Source organism: Bacteroides faecichinchillae JCM 17102 (assembly GCF_000614145.1).
Taxonomy (GTDB): domain Bacteria; phylum Bacteroidota; class Bacteroidia; order Bacteroidales; family Bacteroidaceae; genus Bacteroides; species Bacteroides faecichinchillae.
This window is the reverse complement of record NZ_BAKK01000021.1, coordinates 1-20,544: the sequence shown is the minus strand read 5'-3', so window position 1 is coordinate 20,544 and position 20,544 is coordinate 1. Positions and strand designations below refer to the sequence as shown.

The window sequence follows — 20,544 nt, the reverse complement described above, 5'->3', positions numbered from 1 at the left end:
TAAAATTTAGATACAATGAAAATTAAGACGCTTGTAGCTATGTTGTTCCTATCGGCTGGGGCGACTACTGTAATGGCGCAGGATGATGCTAACTGTAATTCGAATAGTAGTATCTCACATGAATCGGTGAAAGCCGGCAATTTTAAAGACGCTTATATTCCTTGGAAAGCGGTTCTGGAAAATTGCCCGACACTTCGTTACTACACTTTTAATGATGGATTTAAGATTCTGAAAGGTTTGATGGGGCAAATCAAAGATAAGAATAATCCGGAATACCAGAAGTATTTTGATGAATTGATGAATACGCATGATTTACGTATGAAATATACTCCTGATTTTTTGGCAAAGGGAGTCAAGGTAGCTTCTGTTGATGAAATTTTAGGTATCAAAGCTTTGGATTATATGTCGTTTGCACCCAAAGTTGATTTAAATCAACTCTATCAATGGTTCAGTCAATCTGTAAATACCGTAAAGGCAGAAGCTGATCCAGCGGTTATTTTTTATTTTTTCCAAACGTCTTTCGATAAATTACAGGCAGATCCGGCTCATAAGGAGCAATTTATTCAGGATTATCTGAATGCATCTGAATATATGGAAACTATTTTGGCTGCTGAGACAGTGGATGCCAATAAAGAAAGATTGAAGGGAATCAAAGATAATCTGGTTGCTTTGTTTGTAGGGAGTGGTGCTGCTGATTGTGAATCTTTACAGGCTATTTATGGTCCTAAAGTGGAAGCTGACAAAACAGATATCGTTGCTTTAAAGAAGATAATCGATATTTTGAAACAGATGAAATGTACAGAGAGTGAAGCTTATCTGCAAGCAGGGTATTATGTTTATAAGATGGAGCCAACAGCTGATGCTGCTATTGCCTGTGCACTGCAAGCAAACAAAAAAGGTGATATTGATGAAGCTCTGAAGTTCTTTGACGAAGCTATTGATTTGGAAACAGATAATGTGAAGAAGGCTGAATATGCATTTAAAGCTGCTGTTGCATTATATAAAGCAAAAAAATTAGCACAGTCTAGAACTTATTGTCAGAAGGCCATCAGTTTTAACGAGAATTATGGCGACCCTTATATGCTGATAGCTGCCTTATATGCAACCAGTCCTAATTGGAGTGATGAATCTGCATTAAATAAATGTACCTACTTTGTAATCCTTGATAAGTTACAGCGTGCAAAAACTGTAGATCCGAGTGTTGCAGAAGAAGCTAATAAACAGATTGCTGTATACTCAGCTTACACTCCGCAGGCTAAAGATCTCTTTATGTTAGGTATAAAACTGGTGATCGTATTACAATCGGTGGCTGGATTGGAGAGACCACAACGATTAGATAAATTTTATGTCGCGAAAACGAAGTATACGTTTATTGCATAAATGCATGAGCATAACAATTGCCTTCGGGGCAATTGTTATGCTTCTTTTATTTTCTTCGTGTGGAGGGAAGAAAAAGGCTATGGGAGATGCTATTACCGAACGTGATTCGTTGCCAGTAATGCAAACTTTGGGAGTAACCACTTTTATTTCTGATTCGGGAGTGACTCGTTACAAGGTAGATGCTGAAGAATGGTTGGTGTATGACCGTAAAATACCTTCGTATTGGGCTTTTGAAAAAGGGGTATATCTGGAACAATTTGACTCTATCTTTCATGTAGAAGCCAGTATTAAAGCAGATACTGCCTACTATTATGACAAAGAAAAGCTTTGGAAGTTGATAGGGCATGTTGATATACAAAATCGGATAGGAGAGCGTTTCAATACAGAATTGCTTTACTGGAATCAGGCTACTAAAAAAGTATATACCGATCGGTTTATTCGGATTCAACAACCTGAACGAGTTATCCATTCATATGGATTTGATTCAAACGAGCAGTTTACTCAGTATGTTTTCCGTAATGTATCTGGTATTTTTGATGTGGATGATGAACCCCGTATTTCACCGGAAGTAAAACCGATTTCTCAACCAAATTCACTGAAATAAGGATTTTGTGAAATAATCTATGAATATCTATTTCTCTTTACTTATCACGATGGCTTTCTCCGCATTTTTCTCGGGGATGGAAATAGCTTTTGTCTCAGTAGATAAGCTACGTTTTGAAATGGAGCGTAAAGAAGGCATTACTTCGCGTATTCTTGCCATCTTCTTTAAAAATCCCAATGAATTCATCTCTACCATGTTGGTAGGAAATAATATTGCTCTGGTTATTTATGGTATTTTAATGGCGCAGATTATCGGTGATAATCTGTTATCGAATTTTATAGAGAGCCATTTTCTGATAGTGCTGGCGCAAACTGTTATTTCTACTTTGATTATCCTGGTGACGGGAGAGTTTTTGCCGAAAACATTATTCAAAATTAATCCGAATCTGGTTTTGAATGTGTTCGCTGTTCCTCTCTTTATTTGTTATGTTGTTCTTTATCCGGTTTCTAAATTATCTTCTGGCATGTCCTGTTTATTCCTACGTGTTTTTGGGCTGAAGGTGAATAAAGAAGTGTCTGATAAAGCTTTTGGTAAAGTGGACTTGGATTATTTTGTTCAGACGAGTATCAGTAATGCCGAGAATGAAGAGGAACTTGATACGGAAGTGAAGATATTTCAGAATGCACTTGATTTCTCAAATATAAAGATTCGCGATTGCATCGTCCCCCGTACTGAAGTGGTGGCTGTCAATCTGACTACTTCGTTAGATGAACTGAAGGGGCGTTTTATAGAATCTGGAATTTCAAAGATCATTGTATATGATGGGAATATAGATAATGTGGTAGGTTATATTCATTCGTCAGAAATGTTTCGTAATCCGGATGATTGGCGTAATAATGTGAAGAAAGTTCCGATTGTACCCGAAACGATGTCTGCCAATAAGTTGATGAAGCTTTTCATGCAGCAAAAAAAGACGATTGCTGTGGTAGTGGATGAGTTTGGAGGTACATCTGGTATTGTATCTTTGGAAGATTTGGTAGAAGAAATTTTTGGTGACATTGAGGATGAACATGATAATACCTCTTATATCTGTAAACAGATTGGGGGGCATGAGTATGTATTGTCTGCTCGTTTGGAGATTGAAAAGGTAAATGAAACATTTGGACTTGATCTGCCCGAGTCGGATGAATATCTGACAGTAGGAGGATTAATTCTTAGCCAGTATCAAAGTTTCCCAAAATTGCATGAATTGATTCGGATAGGATGTTATCAGTTCAAGATAATTAAGGTTACGGCGACTAAAATAGAACTTGTACGACTAAAAGTCATGGAATAATGACGAAAGACATGAAATTTTTGGCTAATAAATAGAAGCATATTAGCATTTTTTGTATCTTCGTGCGCTAAAATGACATTAGGAAGAAATAAATAATAAACATAAATTGTATTAATCAAAATGGCAACATTACAAAACATCAGGTCGAAAGGACCTCTATTGGTGATTGTTATCGGCTTGGCGCTGTTTGCCTTCATTGCGGGTGACGCATGGAAGGTGCTACAGCCGCATCAGACGCATGACGTAGGTGAGGTGAACGGAGATGCTCTTACTGCTCAGGAGTTTCAATCTTTAGTCGAAGAATATACCGAAGTGTTAAAGCTTTCACGTGGATTGAATTCTCTGAATGATGAACAAACCAGTCAGGTGCGCGACGAAGTATGGAATTCTTATGTAAACAATAAACTGATTGAAAAAGAAGCTGGCAAACTGGGATTGACTGTTTCTATTGCTGAAATTCAAGACATTCTGAACACAGGTACTAATCCTTTGTTGCAACAGACTCCTTTCCGCAACCCACAAACGGGTCGCTTTGACAAGGATATGCTGAATAAATTTTTAGTAGAATACTCTAAGATGAATGAAAGTCAAATGCCGCCTCAATATGTTGAACAATATAATAATATGTATAAATATTGGAGCTTCATTGAAAAGACATTGATCCAAAGCCGTTTGGCACAGAAATATCAGGCATTAATTACGAAGTCTCTTATTTCTAACCCTGTAGAAGCTCAGGATGCTTTCGATGCAAGAGTAAATCAGTACGACTTATTGATGGCTGCTGTTCCTTATTCTACAGTAGTAGATTCCACATTGACTGTATCTGAGTCTGAATTGAAAGACCTTTATAATAAGAAGAAAGAGCAATTTAAACAATATCAGGAAGCCCGCGATATTAAATATATCGATGTACAGGTAACTGCAAGTGCAGAAGATAGAGCTGCTATTCAGAAAGAAGTAGATGAAGCTACAGCACAACTGGCTACTGCGGAAGACTATACTTCTTTCATTCGCTCGATTGGTTCTGAAGCTCCTTATGTAGACTTGTTCTATAATAAGACTGCCTTCCCGGCAGATGTTGTCGCTCGTTTGGACTCAGTTTCTGTAGGCTCTATTTACGGGCCTTATTATAATGGAGCTGATAATACAATCAATTCTTTTAAATTAGTTGCTAAAACTGCTGCTCCTGACTCTATCGAGTTCCGTCAGATTCAAGTATTTGCAGAAGATGTTGATAAAACAAAAACATTAGCTGACAGTATCTACAATGCAATTAAAGGTGGTGCTGATTTCGTAGAGTTAGCTAAGAAATATGGTCAGAATGGTGATACTAGCTGGCTGACTTCTGCACAGTACGAAGGTGCACAGATTGATGGTGATAACCTGAAATTTATCACAACTATTACCAACGCAAATGTAAATGAATTGACCAACCTACCTATGGGTCAGGCAAATGTTATTCTTCAGGTGACTAACAAGAAAGCTGTAAAAGACAAATATAAAGTTGCTGTTATCAAACGTGAAGTAGAATTCAGTAAGGATACATACAACCGCGCTTATAATGATTTCAGCCAGTTTATTGCTGCTAATCCTACAGTAGAGAAGATGGTAGCTAATGCAGAAGAAGCCGGATATAAGTTGCTTGACAGGGAAAACCTATATAGCTATGAACATGCTATCGGAGGCGTAAGAGGTACTAAAGAGGCTTTGAGATGGGTGTTTGATAAAGCGAAACCGGGTGAAGTGTCAGGGCTGTATGAATGTGGTGAAAGTGATCATATGCTTGTAGTAGGTCTGGTTGGCATTACTCCGGAAGGATACCGTTCTTTGAAACAAGTACAGGATCAGTTGAGAGCTGAGATCATCAAAGATAAGAAAGCTGAAAAGATTATAGCTGACATGAAAGCTGCCAATGCGGTTTCTTTGGATCAGTATAAGGCTATGAATGGTGCAGTTAGCGATTCTTTGAAGATGGTTACGTTTGGCGCTCCTGCTTATGTAGCGGCTTTGCGTAGCATGAACCGTTGGTGGGTGCTTATGCATCTGTTGCTGAGATGAATAAATTGAGTGCTCCTATTAAGGGCAATGCTGGAGTATATGTATTGCAAATGTATGCGAAGGATAAATTGAACGAAACATTTGATGCAAAAGAGGAAGAAGCTAAACAAACTTCAATGCACGAACGCCTTGCTGGTCGTTTGATGAATGACTTGTATCTGAAAGCAAATGTGAAAGATACTCGTTACCTGTTCTTCTAAAATTAATTGTAAAACGATAACTTTAAAAGGTCGTTCCTCTTCTGGGAACGACCTTTTTTGCTAACTTTTACATCCACACTATACGTAAATCGACTTTATTTCCTTACATTTGCAAATATAAACTATGAACTGAAAGAAAAATGCTTAAATATCCTCTCTTAGGAATGACTCTCATAGAGCTACAGTCGATGGCAAAAAAACTGGGTATGCCAAGTTTTGCTGCCAAACAGATTGCATCGTGGCTATATGATAAAAAAGTGACTTCAATTGATGAAATGACGAACTTGTCGTTGAAATGTCGGGAGTTACTAAAGGAGAACTATGAGGTAGGAGCATATACTCCTGTGGATGAAATGCGTTCGGTGGATGGTACAGTGAAGTATCTTTACCGCGTTGGAGAAAGTAATTTTGTGGAAGCGGTTTATATTCCTGATGATGACCGAGCAACACTTTGTGTCTCTTCTCAAGTAGGCTGTAAGATGAATTGTAAGTTCTGTATGACCGGAAAACAGGGCTATACGGCTAATCTGGTTGCCAACCAGATTATCAATCAGATTCATTCATTGCCCGAAAGAGACAAACTGACAAATGTTGTTTTGATGGGGATGGGCGAACCGCTCGACAATCTGGATGAAGTATTAAAAGCATTGGAAATCATGACTGCTCCTTACGGATATGCATGGAGTCCGAAACGCATTACCGTATCTACGATTGGTTTGCGAAAAGGATTGCAGCGATTTGTAGAAGAAAGTAATTGCCATCTTGCTATCAGTCTGCATTCTCCGCTATCGGCACAGCGTTCAGAGTTAATGCCAGCAGAGAGAGCTTTCTCAATAACCGAGATTGTGGAACTGTTAAAAAACTATGATTTTAGTAAACAGCGTAGACTTTCGTTTGAATACATTGTTTTTAAAGGACTCAATGATTCGCAAGTATATGCTAAGGAACTATTGAAATTGCTTCGTGGATTGGATTGCCGAATTAACTTGATTCGCTTTCATGCTATTCCGGGAGTAAACTTAGAAGGGACTGATATGGAAACGATGACTCGTTTTCGTGATTATCTCACTTCACATGGATTGTTTACAACGATTCGCGCTTCAAGAGGAGAAGATATCTTTGCTGCTTGTGGCATGTTATCGACAGCGAAACAGGAGGAAAATAACAAAAGTTAATTTATAAAAACCGATCATCATGAAAAAGTACTTTTTTATTTGAGCATGGCTTTAATGGCCTTCGTATTTGCCTCATGTGGCATGGGAGGAAATCATACTTCCAGTGGTCGTCCGTATGAACTTCTAGTTGTTGTAGATCCCGGTGTATGGGAGCGTGCTGCAGGAAGAGCCTTACATGATGTGCTTGACTCCGAAATGCCTGGTTTGCCACAGCCGGAATCTTCTTTCCGGATTATGTATACTTCATCGAAAGATTATAATTCTACGTTAAAGTTGGTTCGTAATATTATCATTGTAGATATTAAAGATACTTTTACGAAAGGATCCTTCAAATTCGCAAAAGATGTTTATGCTTCTCCGCAGCTGATTCTGACCATTCAGGCCCCGAATGAAGAGGAGTTCGAGAAATTTGTAACTGAGAATAAACAGGTTATAATCGACTTCTTTACTCGTGCTGAGATGAATCGCCAGATTATTTCGTTAGAGAAAAAACACAATAACTATATTTCTGCTAGAGTGGATAGTTTGTTTGGTGCTGATATATGGATTCCTTCGGAGTTAGCTAATTATAAGACAGGAAAGGATTTCTTCTGGGCTTCTACCAACAAAGGTGCGGCTGACCAGAATTTTGTAATATACTCATATCCTTATACGGATAAGGATACTTTTACTAAGGAATATTTTGTGCATAAACGTGACTCTTTCATGAAAGCTAATATTCCTGGATTTAAGGAAGGTGTATATATGTCTACAGATTCTTTGCGTACAAGTGTCCGTCCGATTCGGGTACATGATAAGTATGCATTGGAGGCACGTGGATTGTGGCGTATGGAAGGTGACTTTATGGGTGGTCCGTTTGTATCACATTCACGTGTAGATGAAAAGAACCATCGAGTTGTTGTAGCAGAAGTATTTGTATATTCACCCGAAAAAATGAAACGTAATTTACTCCGCCAGGTAGAGGCTTCTTTGTATACACTGAAACTTCCGGGAGAAGTGAAGGAATCACAAATACCATTGGGAGAGACTAGGGAAGCGGAGAAAACTAAAAAATAAAAACATGGAAGATAACAAAATAAAAATCGGCATTACCCAAGGAGATATCAATGGGGTAGGCTATGAGGTGATCTTGAAAGCATTCTCTGATCCTACCATGCTGGAGTTGTGTACTCCGATTATATATGGTTCGCCTAAAGTGGCTGCCTATCATCGCAAGTCTTTGGATTTGCCGACTAATTTTAGTATTATAAACTCGGCTTCTGAGGCTTCTTACAATCGTCTGAGTGTAGTGAACTGCACCGATGACGAAGTAAAAGTTGAGTTTTCTAAACCTGATTCAGAAGCGGGTAAAGCAGCATTAGGTGCTTTGGAACGTGCTATTGAGGAATATCGTGAGGGGTTGATTGACGTGATTGTTACGGCTCCGATAAATAAACATACGATTCAATCGGAAGAGTTCTCTTTTCCTGGACATACTGAATATATAGAGGAACGTCTGGGCGAAGGTAATAAATCACTGATGATCCTAATGAAAGGAGATTTTCGTATGGCATTGGTTACAACTCATATTCCGGTAAGGGAGATTGCTACTACCATCACAAAAGAATTAATTGAGGAGAAATTGATGATTTTTCATCGTTGTTTGAAACAAGATTTTGGTATTGGTGCTCCCCGTATTGCTGTGTTGGCATTGAATCCTCATGCGGGTGATGGCGGTCTGCTGGGTATGGAAGAACAAGAAATGATTATTCCTGCATTGAAGGAAATGGAGGAAAAAGGAATTCTTTGTTATGGTCCTTATGCTGCTGATGGCTTTATGGGATCTGGCAATTATACTCACTTTGACGGAATTCTGGCGATGTATCATGATCAGGGACTGGCTCCGTTCAAAGCTTTGGCAATGGATGATGGAGTGAACTATACTGCAGGTTTGCCGGTTGTCCGAACTTCTCCGGCACATGGTACAGCTTATGATATTGCAGGCAAAGGATTGGCTAGCGAGGATTCTTTTCGCCAAGCTATCTATGTGGCAATTGATGTATTTCGCAATCGCCAGCGTGAAAAAGCAGCTCGTGTAAATCCGTTGCGGAAACAATATTATGAGAAACGAGATGATAGTGATAAACTAAAACTGGATACAGTAGACGAAGATTAAGCAAGCAATGACAAAAGCGGAGATACAACAAGTGAAACAACGTTTCGGTATTATTGGTAATACCGAAACGTTGTCACGAGCCATTGATGTTGCCATACAGGTAGCGCCTACCGATTTGTCTGTGCTGATTACCGGAGAAAGTGGTGTGGGAAAGGAAAGCTTTCCACAGATTATTCATCAATACAGCCGGCGGAAACATGGGCAGTATATTGCTGTCAATTGTGGAGCTATACCGGAAGGGACTATTGATTCTGAGTTATTTGGGCACGAGAAGGGAGCATTTACAGGGGCAATTGGTGAGCGGAAAGGATATTTTGGCGAGGCTGATGGGGGGACAATCTTTCTGGATGAAGTCGGAGAGTTGCCGTTGCCTACACAGGCCCGTTTGCTACGTGTTTTGGAAAGTGGTGAATTTATCAAGGTTGGCTCGTCTAAAGTACAGAAAACGGATGTACGCATTGTGGCGGCTACTAATGTAAATCTATCACAGGCGATTGCTCAAGGGCGTTTTCGGGAAGATTTATATTATCGTTTAAATACAGTACCTATTCAGATACCTCCTTTGCGTGAGCGGGGAGACGATGTACTCTTGCTATTCCGTAAGTTTGCCGCCGACTTTGCAGAGAAATACCGTATGCCGGCTATTCAGCTGACGGATGATGCTAAACAAGTATTACTTGCCTATCCTTGGCCAGGAAATGTACGTCAGTTGAAGAATATTACCGAGCAAATTTCTATCATTGAGACTAACCGAGAAATTACGGCGAATATCTTACATACGTATCTTCCTCAGCAGAATATGCAACGCCTACCGGCTTTATTGGATACGCGTGAAAGTAAAAGTTTTGAAAGCGAGCGGGAAATACTTTATTCCGTTCTCTTTGATATGCGTCAGGAAGTGGCGGAACTGAAAAAGATGGTACATAATATGATGGCTGAACGGGCAGAGCAGGTGGGCAGATTGTTTCTACTCCCGTAGTGACTGCACATCAACCATCTGTTCCTGCTATCATTCACCCGGTACAGGCTACTGTTTGTAAAGATGAAGATGATGATATTCAAGACACCGAGGAGTATGTGGAAGAGTCCTTGTCGTTGGATGAAGTTGAAAAAGAAATGATACGCAAGGCTCTTGAAAAGCATCATGGAAAGCGGAAGAGCGCAGCAAAGGATTTGAATATATCCGAGCGTACCCTTTACAGAAAAATAAAAGAATATGGATTGGATTAAGAAGATATCACGTGTTGTGCTAGTATTCGTATTACCGGTAGTAGTGATTGCGTGTACTGTTTCCTATAAGTTTAATGGTTCCTCTATCAATTATGATAAGGTAAAAACCATTTCGATTGCCGATTTTCCGATTAAGTCGGAATATGTGTATGCTCCGTTAGCAACCAAGTTTAATGAGGATTTGAAAGATATATTTATTCGTCAAACACGTTTGCAGTTACTGAAACCGAATCAAAATGCAGACTTGCAGATCGATGGAGAAATAACAGGTTACAATCAATACAATCAAGCAGTATCTGCCGATGGGTACTCTTCGGAGACGAAGCTGACCATCACAGTGAATGTTCGCTTTGTTAATAATACCAATCATGCTGAGGACTTTGAACAACAATTCTCAGCTTTCCGTACCTATTCTTCCACTCAACTGCTGACGGCGGTGCAGGACGGATTGATTGCTGAAATGACGAAAGAGATAACCGACCAAATATTTAATGCAACTGTAGCAAACTGGTAATTTAATGACTTCTGTTAATATTGAACAATGGATTCAGCATCCTGAGACGCTGAATAGGGATACGTTGTATGAGCTACGTAATATGCTCGCACGTTATCCGTATTTTCAGTCGCTCCGTTTGTTGTATCTAAAGAATTTATATATTCTCCATGATATTAATTTCGGTGCTGAACTTCGAAAGGCGGTCCTTTATATTTCTGACCGGCGCAAGTTGTTTCATTTGATTGAGGGTGAACGTTTTACTATCCAAGCTAAGGATAAGGACGTCGCTTTAACTGAAGTATTAGAAGAAGAGCCATCTGTAGACCGTACATTAGCTTTGATCGACGCTTTCCTTTCAACAGCCCCAGAAGAAGTGACCAACCAGACAAGTTTCGATTATTCTATTGACTATACATCTTATCTCTTGGAAGATACAACCGTAGTAAGTGAATCGCCAGAAACGACTCCTCCATTAATAGGACATGAACTCATTGATGGCTTTATTGAGAAAAGTGAATGTGAATCTGTATTATGTATGAAACCTTTAAAGGAAGAGGATGTAGTGTCTGTTACCCCTTCGGAAGAGCCTCTTGATAGTGAAGAGGAAGATGATAGCTGTTTTACAGAAACATTGGCAAAAATTTATGTAAAACAGCAACGATATTCAAAAGCACTTGAAATAATTAAAAAATTAAGTTTGAAATATCCAAAAAAAAATGCTTACTTTGCAGACCAAATCAGATTTTTGGAGAAATTGATTATTAACGCTAATTCAAAATAACTCAAAATGTACTTATTATTCGTTATCTTAATGGTTATTGCAGCCGTATTGATGTGCTTCATTGTGCTGATTCAGAACTCAAAAGGAGGCGGACTTGCTTCCGGATTTTCTTCATCAAACGCTATCATGGGCGTGCGCAAGACTACTGACTTTCTGGAAAAGGCAACTTGGGGCTTAGCTGCTTTTATGGTTGTAATGAGCATTGCGACTGCTTATGTAGTTCCTTCTGATAAATCTAAAACACAAGATGCAGTAATGGAACAAGCACAGAAAGAACAACAAACCAACCCGTATAACATGCCTACCGGTACTGCCGCTCCTAAGACAGATGCTGCTTCCACAGAATCTGCACCTGCCACAGAAACTCCGGCACCTGCTGAAACTCCTGCTTCGGCAGCAGAATAACATTCGGTAAGATTCGGTATTATTCGGTTAAATCTATTTTGAGGATGCGGAAGAATGCTACTGCATCACTCTCTTTTTAAGCGCAGATTGAATGAAGTACTCGGAGTAAATCAATATCCGGGTTATTCATGGATTCTGCGCTTAACTTTTTCCTGTAAAAACAAACACTTTGTGAGGAAAACAAACGATATTTAACTACCTTTGTTGCCCGTAATCTGATTATTAATACTTATTGAAATATAACAATGACAGAACAATTGAAACAAAAATTGAATGACTCCGCTATGTTACGTTGGAGTGTTCTTGCATTGGTCGCTTTTACAATGTTGTGCGGCTACTTCCTTACCGACGTCATGTCACCTTTAAAACCCATGTTGGAGAAAGAACTGTTATGGGATAGTTTGGACTATGGCTTCTTTACGAGTGCCTATGGATGGTTCAATGTCTTTTTATTAATGCTGATTTTTGGCGGTATCATTCTAGATAAGATGGGTGTCCGTTTCACAGGAATGGGAGCATGTTTGTTGATGGTATTTGGCTGTGGACTAAAATATTATGCGGTATCAACCACATTTCCTGAAGGTTCGATGCTTTTCGGATTTAAGATGCAGGTAACACTTGCTGCCATTGGATATGCTGTCTTTGGCGTGGGAGTGGAAATTGCAGGTATTACAGTTTCTAAGATTATAGTGAAATGGTTTAAAGGAAAAGAAATGGCTCTTGCTATGGGGCTTGAAATGGCTACTGCGCGTATCGGTACGACGTTGGCTATGGTGTTGACTGTTCCTTTGGCAGATTTCTTCGGTACTACAGACGAGACCGGAACTTTCCATACTAATATTCCTGCTCCTATTTTGTTTTGTCTGGTAATGCTTTGTGTAGGAACTATCGCTTTCTTTATATATACTTTCTACGACAGGAAACTAGATGCTTCGTTGGATGCAGAAGGCTTGGAACCGGAAGAACCGTTCCGCATGAAAGATATTGTATATATTATCACTAACAAAGGTTTTTGGTTGATTGCTCTGTTGTGTGTATTGTTCTATTCTGCAGTATTCCCGTTTATTAAGTATGCGGCTGATTTGATGGTACAGAAATATAATGTGGATCCGAAGTTGGCAGGAACCATTCCTGGATTGTTGCCAATTGGTGCTATTGTGCTGACTCCTTTGTTCGGTTCATTATATGACCGCATTGGTAAGGGTGCTACTTTGATGGTAATTGGTTCCATTATGTTGATTTTTGTACATACTATGTTTGCTCTTCCTATATTGAATGTATGGTGGTTTGCTACTGTGATTATGATTATATTGGGATTTGCATTTTCTTTAGTTCCTTCTGCAATGTGGCCTTCTGTTCCTAAGATTATTCCGGAAAAACAGTTGGGTACAGCTTATGCCTTAATTTTCTGGGTGCAGAATTGGGGATTGATGGGTGTACCTTTGTTGATTGGGTGGGTGCTTAATTCATATTGTAAAGGTCCGGTTGTAGAAGGTGCACAAACTTATGATTACACATTGCCTATGACCATTTTTGCTGTTTTCGGTGTACTGGCTTTGATTGTTGCTTTGCTGTTGAAAGCAGAAAACCGGAAGAAAGGTTATGGACTGGAAGAACCTAATATCAAGAAATAATATTTTATTTCTATATCCAATACAAAAAGAGTTTGATGTCAGTTGTCTGATAATGTGCTTTCGAAATCACGTTAAGTAAAGGTGCGGACAACAAAAAAGATAAAATAATGGCGGAGAAAAAGAAAATAAACCTGTTAGAGGTTATTCCCTGTCGTAGTAAGCATATTACAGCGGTGAAGGAAGGAGAGGAGGTGATTCTCTCCTTTCCCCGTTTCAAACGTTCGTGGATGAACCGTTATCTGGTTCCTAAAGGAATGTCAAAGGAGATTCATGTACGTTTGGAAGAACATGGAACGGCTGTCTGGGAGTTGATAGACAATAAGCGAACGGTTCAGGATATTATAGAAAAACTCGCAGACCACTTTCATCATGAAGCGGGCTACGAGTCTCGTGTATCTGTTTATCTTTCTCAGTTACAGAAAGATGGGTTCATCAAGTTAATTATAAATGAGGAAAATACTCCAAGTAACTAAGGCGAGTACAATCAGTGCTCCAAGAATGATGGAACCTTCCCATTTAAAGTAACTTTCGTCTTTCTCTTTCTTTTCTTCAGATTGGTGAATAATCTTCTCCATTTCTTCAGGAGTAGTATCCGGTGTGGATAGTGACTCTCAGCGGAATGTATACGCTGTACTCTTTCACTAGCACGTTCTCGTCGTATACGGGAAGCTTCTTTGTTAAGCTTAATCCGCCGTATCATGTCAAATACAAATCCACCTCATACCATCGCCTTATTTATTTAAGGGAGTTATTTATTTTCTTCTCTTTCTACTTTGAGCAGACCACCGGTATTTGGATCGAAATATACTTTGATGGTTGAGTTCTTGTTGAATAGAACAGGAGCCAGATATTCTATAATTCCAAATTGGGTAACTGGGATTTCACTTTCGTAAAGTTTCTTTTTGCCATCAGTCAGGGTTACCAATGCTTGTCCCGGTACGTTGTAAGCAATTCCATCCAAATCTTTTTTCTTCTTTTCGTCTTCTTGCGGCATTTTTACCGTTTTCAAATCTTTCAGATTGATATAATAGGGAACTCCGGCTAAATCGTCATTACTAACTACACCCAGTTTTTTAGAGAAGCGGAAAGCAACTGCATTTTCTAACTCTTTATCAGGAGTCAAACGGATAGTGAATGTTTTTTCTTCCTTATCACGAGTTCCGGCAAACATCTCGGTCATAGCTTCCTCCTGTGCATTCAGATTGTCAATCATGATTTTCAGTTGTGCGCCATCCGAAGGTGTATTATCAGCTTGTCCTCTTAATAAGGCATTCTTACTTTCGCGAATATTATAAATTTCTTTGGCTACCAATTCTGCCATCTTAGCAGTGGAGCTTGCGATCAGGATTTCTTCTGTGAGAAAATCACGAGGGTTTATTTTATTGGGTATGGTAGGAGTTACTCCATGCGCTTTGGGAGTATTACTTTTTGTATAAGGAACGTTTATTGATTTTATAACTCCGTTCTCTGTTAATTCTATTAGGGGAGCTACGGTTTTGTCTTTCAGTTTAACAAAATAGGTCGCATCACCGTTGGGTACACCTATCGGAGTAATTTTTACACTCGTAAGCTCCCAATATTCTTCAGGATCAGTAGAAACGTTATTCAAACGTAAATAGCGATTGGCATATTTGCTGAATTCACCCGGAGTATATCTTATTTTATTTGCTTTAATTTCAAGTTCAATCTGTGTTTTTGGGAGGGTATACACTACTCCATAATCTTTTCCCCGCGTGACACCTGTCAGTACTTCAGTCTGTGCATAAGCGGTAGTTGCTATTAATAGTCCGGTTGCTATTATTAATTTCTTCATATTCGGTTATTTTTTGCTGATTCTGAAAACAAAGTTAATGAAGTTATTTATAAATCTGTAAGTTCTTAACTTTTATTCGCTTACCAATCTCCAGGCGGTAGGAAGACAGGAAATAATGTCACTTGCTATAAGTCCAATCATACCCTGTTTCTTTTGTGCAAAATCTCCTGCCAGGCCATGGATGTAAGTGCCTATTTTGGCAGCTTCTTCTGCAGAATACCCCTGAGCGAGTAACGCTAATACCACTCCGGTGAGTACATCGCCACTACCTCCGGTTGCCATTCCCGGATTTCCGGTCGGATTGAAATAGCATTTACCTTCGGGAGCGATAATAGCGGAGTAAGCACCTTTTAGAATGATATGTACTTTTGCGGTGCGTGCCAGTTCACAAGCTTTCATTAGTCGTTCGTAGGAATCCTGGCATTTTCCGACCAGACGTTCTAACTCTTTGGGATGTGGAGTCAAGATAGAGCCTTTAGGGAGATGAGTAAGCGTATGGTGATGATTGGCTAAAATATTTAGTGCATCTGCATCCAGTACTACGGGTGATTGGCAATGTTCTAATTGTTCCAGTAAAGCAGCCTCGGTTTCACTACTTCGTCCAAGTCCCGGACCAATGCCTACAGCTTGGTAGTCGTCCGTATCGGTTGGTATAGCGAAACAAGTATCATTAGTATCGTTTTCTACTATTGCTTCAGGAATGGAGGTTTGCAGGATATCGTTATTGCAGAACGGTGCGTGTACAGTGAGCAATCCCACTCCTGAACGAAGACAAGCACGTGCTGCCAATACAGATGCTCCTCCCATTCCTTTAGAACCTGCTATGAGCAGAGCATGTCCGAAGTTTCCTTTATGAGCAAATTGTTTTCGTGGTTTGATCAAAGAACGAATCTCTTCGACCTCCAACATCTCATAGTTCGTTTCAGTCTCTTCGATACCTTTTTGACTCAATTGAATATCCAAAATATCCCATTCACCTACAAATTCAGTATTTTCGGCAAAGAGGAATGCTAATTTTGGAAATTGCAAACTAAAAGTAACATCAGCATGGATAATGTGTGCTTTGACATTAAATGTATTTTCTTCGCACATCAATCCCGAAGGAACGTCAATCGATAAGATAGTAGCTGGTGAAGAATTGATATATTTCACAACGGCAGCGAATCCTCCGCTGAGAGGTTTATTCAGTCCGGAACCGAACAAACCATCGATTACCAAATGTCGGGAAGTTAATGTCGGAGGAACAAATTGTGTACTGATCTCATGGAATTTCACTTCTTCCATCATTTCTACCAACTCTTTGTTCGTTTGGCAGTCAGGAGAAAGTTCTCCTTTTGTGTTGAAGAGAAATACCTCAACTTCATATCCTTTCTCAGCCATCATACGAGCTACGGCAAGTGCATCACCACCATTGTTTCCCGGACCTGCAAAGACAGTGACAGGTATTTCTGTATCCCATCTTTGGGCAATGGCTTTAGTAAGTGCTTTTGCGGCACGTTCCATCAAATCTATTGAGGCAATCGGTTCGTTCTCAATGGTATAAGCGTCCAGTCTTTTAATACTACTGCTTGGAAATATTTTCATTGTAATGTTCTTTAGGTTTTCGACCTACAAATTTACACAAAAACTCTGAATTAATCCTTTTATTGATAAAGATAGCACAAAGAAAAATGAGTTGCTATTTACTACTCATTTACTGATTAGTCATTGTACCAGTATTTACATATCCTCCTTTTTAATATTATTTGAATGTGAAAAGGCTGATTATTTGTTATTCTGCGCAAAAATATTATCTTTGTGATAGTATAAAATAATATTATTTCCCTATGCTTACAATCTTGATTATAAATATATTGTTTAATCTTTTAAAGTTTGCATGATGGAGAAAACTAAAATTGGTGTAAATGCTGGAAAAGTATGGCGTATTTTAAATGAAAAAGGTGAACTATCTATGTTTGACTTATGTCGCGACTTAGGTTTGACATTTGAAGATGTAGCTCTGGCTATTGGTTGGTTGGCTAGGGAAAACAAAATCTTTCTTCGGAAAAAAGATGAAATGCTTTTTGCATGTATTGAGGATGTAGAATTTACATTTGGTTAAAATGCTTCTGTTTGCATGAAGGTTAGTGTCCACTCGATTATTTACACTGTCGAAAACTTAATTAGGTGGATGCATGGAATTTACTACGTTTTGATCTTTATCTTTTCATATGAATTCGCTTTTATGAGCTGTTTAATCTATTTTTTATACCTTTGCAACTCGTAAACTACTAACATTTATATTTATGAGTGCATTGAAAGGGCATCCGAAAGGCCTTTATCTTATTTTTGCGACAAGTACGGCAGAACGTTTCAGTTATTACGGTATGCGTGCCATTTTCATTCTTTTCTTAACGCAAGCTTTAATGTTTGATAAAGAAGCTGCCGCATCTATCTATGGTAGCTATACCGGATTAGTTTATCTGACTCCTTTGATAGGTGGTTATATTGCCGATAAATATTGGGGTATTCGTCGTTCGGTATTTTGGGGAGCAGTGATGATGGCAGTCGGACAATTCATGATGTTTATGAGTGCCTCTACATTGGATAATACTCAACTCGCACATTGGTTAATGTATGGAGGACTTGGCTTCCTTATATTAGGTAATGGTTGTTTCAAACCTACCGTTTCTTCCCTTGTCGGACAACTTTATGAACCGGGAGATAAACGTCTCGATGCTGCTTATACCATCTTTTATATGGGAGTAAACGTCGGTTCTTTTGCGGCCCCTTTAATCTGTGGATATTTGGGAGAAACCGGAAACCCACAGGATTTCAAATGGGGATTTTTTGCATCCGGCATTATGACACTATTCACAGTAATCCTTTTTGAAACTCAGAAGAACAAATATCTTTTCAGTCCTTCCGGAGAACCTATTGGTATAATTCCTGACGCAAAACGTGAAAAGAAAGAAGATAAAGCTGAACACATTTCACACCCGAAGATGAATTCGGCAACCATGTGGTGTAATGGTATTATCATCACTCTGCTGACAGCCTTCCTATTGGTTTTCTTCAGCTATGCTTTTAGCGGAGATTGGGTAAGTATCGGTATTTTTACCGCTTGTATTGTATTCCCTATCCTTATTCTGTTGGATGGTTCATTGACAAAAATTGAACGCAGTCGTATTTTTGTGATTTATATTGTAGCTTTCTTTGTTATATTCTTCTGGGCTGCTTACGAACAGGCCGGTGCTTCTCTGACCCTTTTTGCAGCCGAACAAACCAATCGTGATATATTAGGTTGGGAAATGCCCGCTTCCTGGTTCCAATCCTTCAATCCGCTTTTTGTTGTATTGTTGGCTTATATTATGCCGGAAATATGGAATTTTCTGAATAAACGTAAAATGGAGCCATCTTCTCCGACCAAACAAGCGATCGGATTGCTTCTTCTTTCATTAGGATATCTCTTTATTTGTTTTGGTGTGAAGGATGCGATTCCCGGTGTGAAAGTTAGTATGATTTGGCTGACAGGTCTTTATTTTATTCATACAATGGGTGAATTGGCATTATCTCCTATAGGGCTTTCGATGGTCAATCGACTCAGTCCGTTGCGTTTTGCCTCCCTGATGATGGGTATCTGGTATCTTTCTACAGCCACTGCCAATAAGTTTGCAGGTATGTTAAGCGGACTTTACCCCGAAGATGGAAAGGTAAAATCAATCCTTGGTTTTCAGATTGCCAGCATGTACGATTTCTTTATGGTGTTCGTAGTAATGTCTGGTGTTGCATCCCTGATTCTGTTTCTCCTTTCGAAGAAATTACAGAAGATGATGCATGGAGTGGAATAAAAATTGTACTTTTGCCTCAACTTTTTTAAAATAACCGGTTATGAATACCATTCAGATAAAAGATAAACAATTTGCTGTTTCAATTAAAGAACAGGATATTCAGAAAGAAGTGATTCGGGTAGCGAACGAAATTAATTGTGATTTAGCTGGTAAGAATCCGCTCTTTCTTAGTGTGTTGAACGGTTCGTTTATGTTTACTGCCGACTTGCTGAAACATATCACAATTCCTTGCGAAATTTCATTTGTTAAGCTGGCTTCTTATCAGGGAGTGACTTCTACGGGAAAGATAAAAGAAGTAATAGGTCTGAATGAAGACATTGCCGGACGTACGGTCGTTATCGTGGAAGATATTGTAGATACGGGACTTACTATGCAACGATTGCTGGAAACATTGGGGACACGTAATCCTGAAGCCATTCATATTGCTTCTCTGTTGGTAAAGCCAGACAAACTGAAAGTAGATTTGAATATTGAATATGTAGCGATGGAGATACCTAACGACTTTATCGTGGGCTACGGATTGGATTATGACGGTTTCGGGCGTAATTATCCCGATATTTATACTGTGATAGATTAAAATCAAATACAAATTAAATTTTAGGAAGAAAAGATGTTGAACATTGTAATTTTCGGTGCTCCGGGTTCTGGAAAAGGAACACAGAGTGAACGTATTGTAGAGAAGTATGGAATTAATCACATCTCAACAGGAGATGTATTGCGTGCAGAAATTAAGAATGGTACGGAACTGGGCAAAACTGCTAAAGGTTATATCGATCAGGGGCAATTGATTCCTGACGAATTGATGATTGATATTTTGGCAAGCGTATTTGATAGCTTTAAAGATAGTAAAGGTGTAATTTTCGACGGTTTTCCAAGAACAATTGCACAGGCAGAAGCATTGAAGAAGATGCTGGTGGAAAGAGGACAGGATGTTTCTGTTATGCTGGATCTGGAAGTTCCGGAAGATGAATTGATGACTCGTTTGATCAAACGTGGTAAAGATTCCGGTCGTGCTGACGATAATGAAGAAACAATTAAGAAACGTCTGACTGTTTATCATTCACAGACTGCTCCGCTGATCGATTGGTATAAAGGAGAAAAAAAATATCAGCATATCAACGGTTTAGGTACGATGGATGGTATTTTTGCTGATATCTGCAAAGTAGTAGATAACATTTAATTAAAAGGAATAGAAACAATATGGCTGAATCGAATTTTGTTGATTACGTAAAGATATACTGCCGCTCCGGTAAGGGCGGAAGAGGCTCTACGCACATGAGGCGCGAGAAATATTGTCCTAACGGAGGTCCCGACGGGGGCGATGGCGGAAGAGGAGGTCATATCATCTTGCGCGGTAATCGTAACTATTGGACATTGCTTCACTTGAAATTCGACCGTCATGCAATGGCTGGTCATGGAGAATCGGGAAGTAAGAATCGTAGTTTCGGAAAAGACGGTGCGGATAAAGTAATTGAAGTACTGCGGACGGTAGTTAGTTAATGACGAA

The 20,544-nt window shown here is 39.2% G+C and carries 16 protein-coding genes and 4 pseudogenes; 18 read left to right on the top strand and 2 right to left on the bottom strand.

The window, feature by feature from the left end:
• Positions 1–15: 15 nt before the first annotated feature.
• From JCM17102_RS27375 to JCM17102_RS11620, 13 genes and pseudogenes are all read left to right on the top strand, one after another.
• Positions 16–1,340, top strand: a pseudogene (locus tag JCM17102_RS27375) (tetratricopeptide repeat protein).
• Between the two features lie 44 nt (positions 1,341–1,384).
• Positions 1,385–1,984 (top strand): LPS export ABC transporter periplasmic protein LptC, encoded by a 600-nt coding sequence (gene lptC, locus JCM17102_RS11675; protein ID WP_025075251.1) that lies wholly within the window; start codon positions 1,385–1,387, stop codon positions 1,982–1,984.
• 19 nt (positions 1,985–2,003) lie between these two features.
• Positions 2,004–3,260: a hemolysin family protein gene (locus tag JCM17102_RS11670; protein WP_025075250.1), complete on the top strand. Its 1,257-nt coding sequence runs from the start codon at positions 2,004–2,006 to the stop codon at positions 3,258–3,260.
• 120 nt (positions 3,261–3,380) lie between these two features.
• Positions 3,381–5,518 (top strand): annotated as a pseudogene (locus JCM17102_RS27370) (peptidylprolyl isomerase).
• A gap of 140 nt (positions 5,519–5,658) precedes the next feature.
• A complete protein-coding gene (gene rlmN / locus JCM17102_RS11660) occupies positions 5,659–6,693 on the top strand; it encodes a dual-specificity RNA methyltransferase RlmN (RefSeq protein WP_025075249.1) in 1,035 nt (344 codons plus the stop codon).
• A gap of 45 nt (positions 6,694–6,738) precedes the next feature.
• Positions 6,739–7,749, top strand: a complete 1,011-nt coding sequence (locus JCM17102_RS11655) for a DUF4837 family protein (RefSeq protein WP_025075248.1) — start codon at positions 6,739–6,741, stop codon at positions 7,747–7,749.
• Positions 7,750–7,753: 4 nt separating this feature from the next.
• The gene (pdxA, locus tag JCM17102_RS11650; protein ID WP_025075247.1) at positions 7,754–8,848 is read left to right on the top strand and encodes a 4-hydroxythreonine-4-phosphate dehydrogenase PdxA; all 1,095 of its coding nucleotides are present in this window, start codon (positions 7,754–7,756) and stop codon (positions 8,846–8,848) included.
• Between the two features lie 7 nt (positions 8,849–8,855).
• Positions 8,856–10,078 (top strand): annotated as a pseudogene (locus tag JCM17102_RS27365) (sigma-54 interaction domain-containing protein).
• Positions 10,065–10,592 carry an LPS assembly lipoprotein LptE gene (gene lptE / locus JCM17102_RS11640; protein WP_025075246.1) on the top strand — a complete coding sequence of 176 codons (528 nt, stop codon included), beginning with the start codon at positions 10,065–10,067 and terminating at the stop codon, positions 10,590–10,592. Before JCM17102_RS27365 ends, lptE begins: the two are co-directional and overlap by 14 nt.
• Positions 10,593–10,596: 4 nt before the next feature.
• Complete coding sequence (locus tag JCM17102_RS11635; RefSeq protein ID WP_025075245.1) at positions 10,597–11,355, top strand: DUF8458 domain-containing protein; 759 nt, start codon at positions 10,597–10,599, stop codon at positions 11,353–11,355.
• A 6-nt stretch (positions 11,356–11,361) separates the two neighbouring features.
• Positions 11,362–11,760, top strand: a complete 399-nt coding sequence (gene secG / locus JCM17102_RS11630) for a preprotein translocase subunit SecG (protein ID WP_025075244.1) — start codon at positions 11,362–11,364, stop codon at positions 11,758–11,760.
• Between the two features lie 245 nt (positions 11,761–12,005).
• The gene (locus JCM17102_RS11625) at positions 12,006–13,394 is read left to right on the top strand and encodes an MFS transporter (RefSeq protein ID WP_025075243.1); all 1,389 of its coding nucleotides are present in this window, start codon (positions 12,006–12,008) and stop codon (positions 13,392–13,394) included.
• A gap of 107 nt (positions 13,395–13,501) precedes the next feature.
• Positions 13,502–13,867 carry a PqqD family protein gene (locus JCM17102_RS11620; protein WP_025075242.1) on the top strand — a complete coding sequence of 122 codons (366 nt, stop codon included), beginning with the start codon at positions 13,502–13,504 and terminating at the stop codon, positions 13,865–13,867.
• A 275-nt stretch (positions 13,868–14,142) separates the two neighbouring features.
• On the opposite strand, the gene JCM17102_RS11615 is transcribed toward JCM17102_RS11620, so the two are convergent.
• Positions 14,143–15,207, bottom strand: a complete 1,065-nt coding sequence (locus JCM17102_RS11615; RefSeq protein WP_025075241.1) for a DUF4831 family protein — start codon at positions 15,205–15,207, stop codon at positions 14,143–14,145.
• A 72-nt stretch (positions 15,208–15,279) separates the two neighbouring features.
• Positions 15,280–16,791: a bifunctional ADP-dependent NAD(P)H-hydrate dehydratase/NAD(P)H-hydrate epimerase gene (locus JCM17102_RS11610; protein ID WP_025075240.1), complete on the bottom strand. Its 1,512-nt coding sequence runs from the start codon at positions 16,789–16,791 to the stop codon at positions 15,280–15,282.
• Positions 16,792–17,083: 292 nt separating this feature from the next.
• On the opposite strand from JCM17102_RS11610, the gene JCM17102_RS11605 reads away from it, so the two are divergent.
• From JCM17102_RS11605 to JCM17102_RS11585, 5 genes and pseudogenes are all read left to right on the top strand, one after another.
• Positions 17,084–17,308: a winged helix-turn-helix domain-containing protein gene (locus tag JCM17102_RS11605; protein ID WP_136498394.1), complete on the top strand. Its 225-nt coding sequence runs from the start codon at positions 17,084–17,086 to the stop codon at positions 17,306–17,308.
• Positions 17,309–17,492: 184 nt separating this feature from the next.
• Positions 17,493–19,037, top strand: coding sequence for a peptide MFS transporter (locus tag JCM17102_RS11600; protein ID WP_025075238.1), 1,545 nt, complete (start codon positions 17,493–17,495; stop codon positions 19,035–19,037).
• A 40-nt stretch (positions 19,038–19,077) separates the two neighbouring features.
• Positions 19,078–19,614 carry a hypoxanthine phosphoribosyltransferase gene (gene hpt, locus JCM17102_RS11595; protein WP_025075237.1) on the top strand — a complete coding sequence of 179 codons (537 nt, stop codon included), beginning with the start codon at positions 19,078–19,080 and terminating at the stop codon, positions 19,612–19,614.
• A gap of 33 nt (positions 19,615–19,647) precedes the next feature.
• Positions 19,648–20,217 carry an adenylate kinase gene (locus tag JCM17102_RS11590; protein ID WP_025075236.1) on the top strand — a complete coding sequence of 190 codons (570 nt, stop codon included), beginning with the start codon at positions 19,648–19,650 and terminating at the stop codon, positions 20,215–20,217.
• A 20-nt stretch (positions 20,218–20,237) separates the two neighbouring features.
• A pseudogene (locus tag JCM17102_RS11585) lies at positions 20,238–20,516 on the top strand (GTPase ObgE); the annotation flags it as partial.
• Between the last annotated feature and the right edge of the window lie 28 nt (positions 20,517–20,544).

Coding starts and splice junctions, on each gene's coding strand:
- rlmN (WP_025075249.1), top strand. CDS start 5,659: ATGCTTAAATATCCTCTCTTAGGAATGACTCTCATAGAGCTACAGTCG.
- lptE (WP_025075246.1), top strand. CDS start 10,065: ATGGATTGGATTAAGAAGATATCACGTGTTGTGCTAGTATTCGTATTA.
- JCM17102_RS11610 (WP_025075240.1), bottom strand. CDS start 16,791: ATGAAAATATTTCCAAGCAGTAGTATTAAAAGACTGGACGCTTATACC.
- pdxA (WP_025075247.1), top strand. CDS start 7,754: ATGGAAGATAACAAAATAAAAATCGGCATTACCCAAGGAGATATCAAT.
- JCM17102_RS11620 (WP_025075242.1), top strand. CDS start 13,502: ATGGCGGAGAAAAAGAAAATAAACCTGTTAGAGGTTATTCCCTGTCGT.
- lptC (WP_025075251.1), top strand. CDS start 1,385: ATGAGCATAACAATTGCCTTCGGGGCAATTGTTATGCTTCTTTTATTT.
- JCM17102_RS11625 (WP_025075243.1), top strand. CDS start 12,006: ATGACAGAACAATTGAAACAAAAATTGAATGACTCCGCTATGTTACGT.
- JCM17102_RS11655 (WP_025075248.1), top strand. CDS start 6,739: ATGGCTTTAATGGCCTTCGTATTTGCCTCATGTGGCATGGGAGGAAAT.
- JCM17102_RS11605 (WP_136498394.1), top strand. CDS start 17,084: ATGATGGAGAAAACTAAAATTGGTGTAAATGCTGGAAAAGTATGGCGT.
- JCM17102_RS11590 (WP_025075236.1), top strand. CDS start 19,648: ATGTTGAACATTGTAATTTTCGGTGCTCCGGGTTCTGGAAAAGGAACA.
- JCM17102_RS11615 (WP_025075241.1), bottom strand. CDS start 15,207: ATGAAGAAATTAATAATAGCAACCGGACTATTAATAGCAACTACCGCT.
- secG (WP_025075244.1), top strand. CDS start 11,362: ATGTACTTATTATTCGTTATCTTAATGGTTATTGCAGCCGTATTGATG.
- JCM17102_RS11600 (WP_025075238.1), top strand. CDS start 17,493: ATGAGTGCATTGAAAGGGCATCCGAAAGGCCTTTATCTTATTTTTGCG.
- JCM17102_RS11635 (WP_025075245.1), top strand. CDS start 10,597: ATGACTTCTGTTAATATTGAACAATGGATTCAGCATCCTGAGACGCTG.
- hpt (WP_025075237.1), top strand. CDS start 19,078: ATGAATACCATTCAGATAAAAGATAAACAATTTGCTGTTTCAATTAAA.
- JCM17102_RS11670 (WP_025075250.1), top strand. CDS start 2,004: ATGAATATCTATTTCTCTTTACTTATCACGATGGCTTTCTCCGCATTT.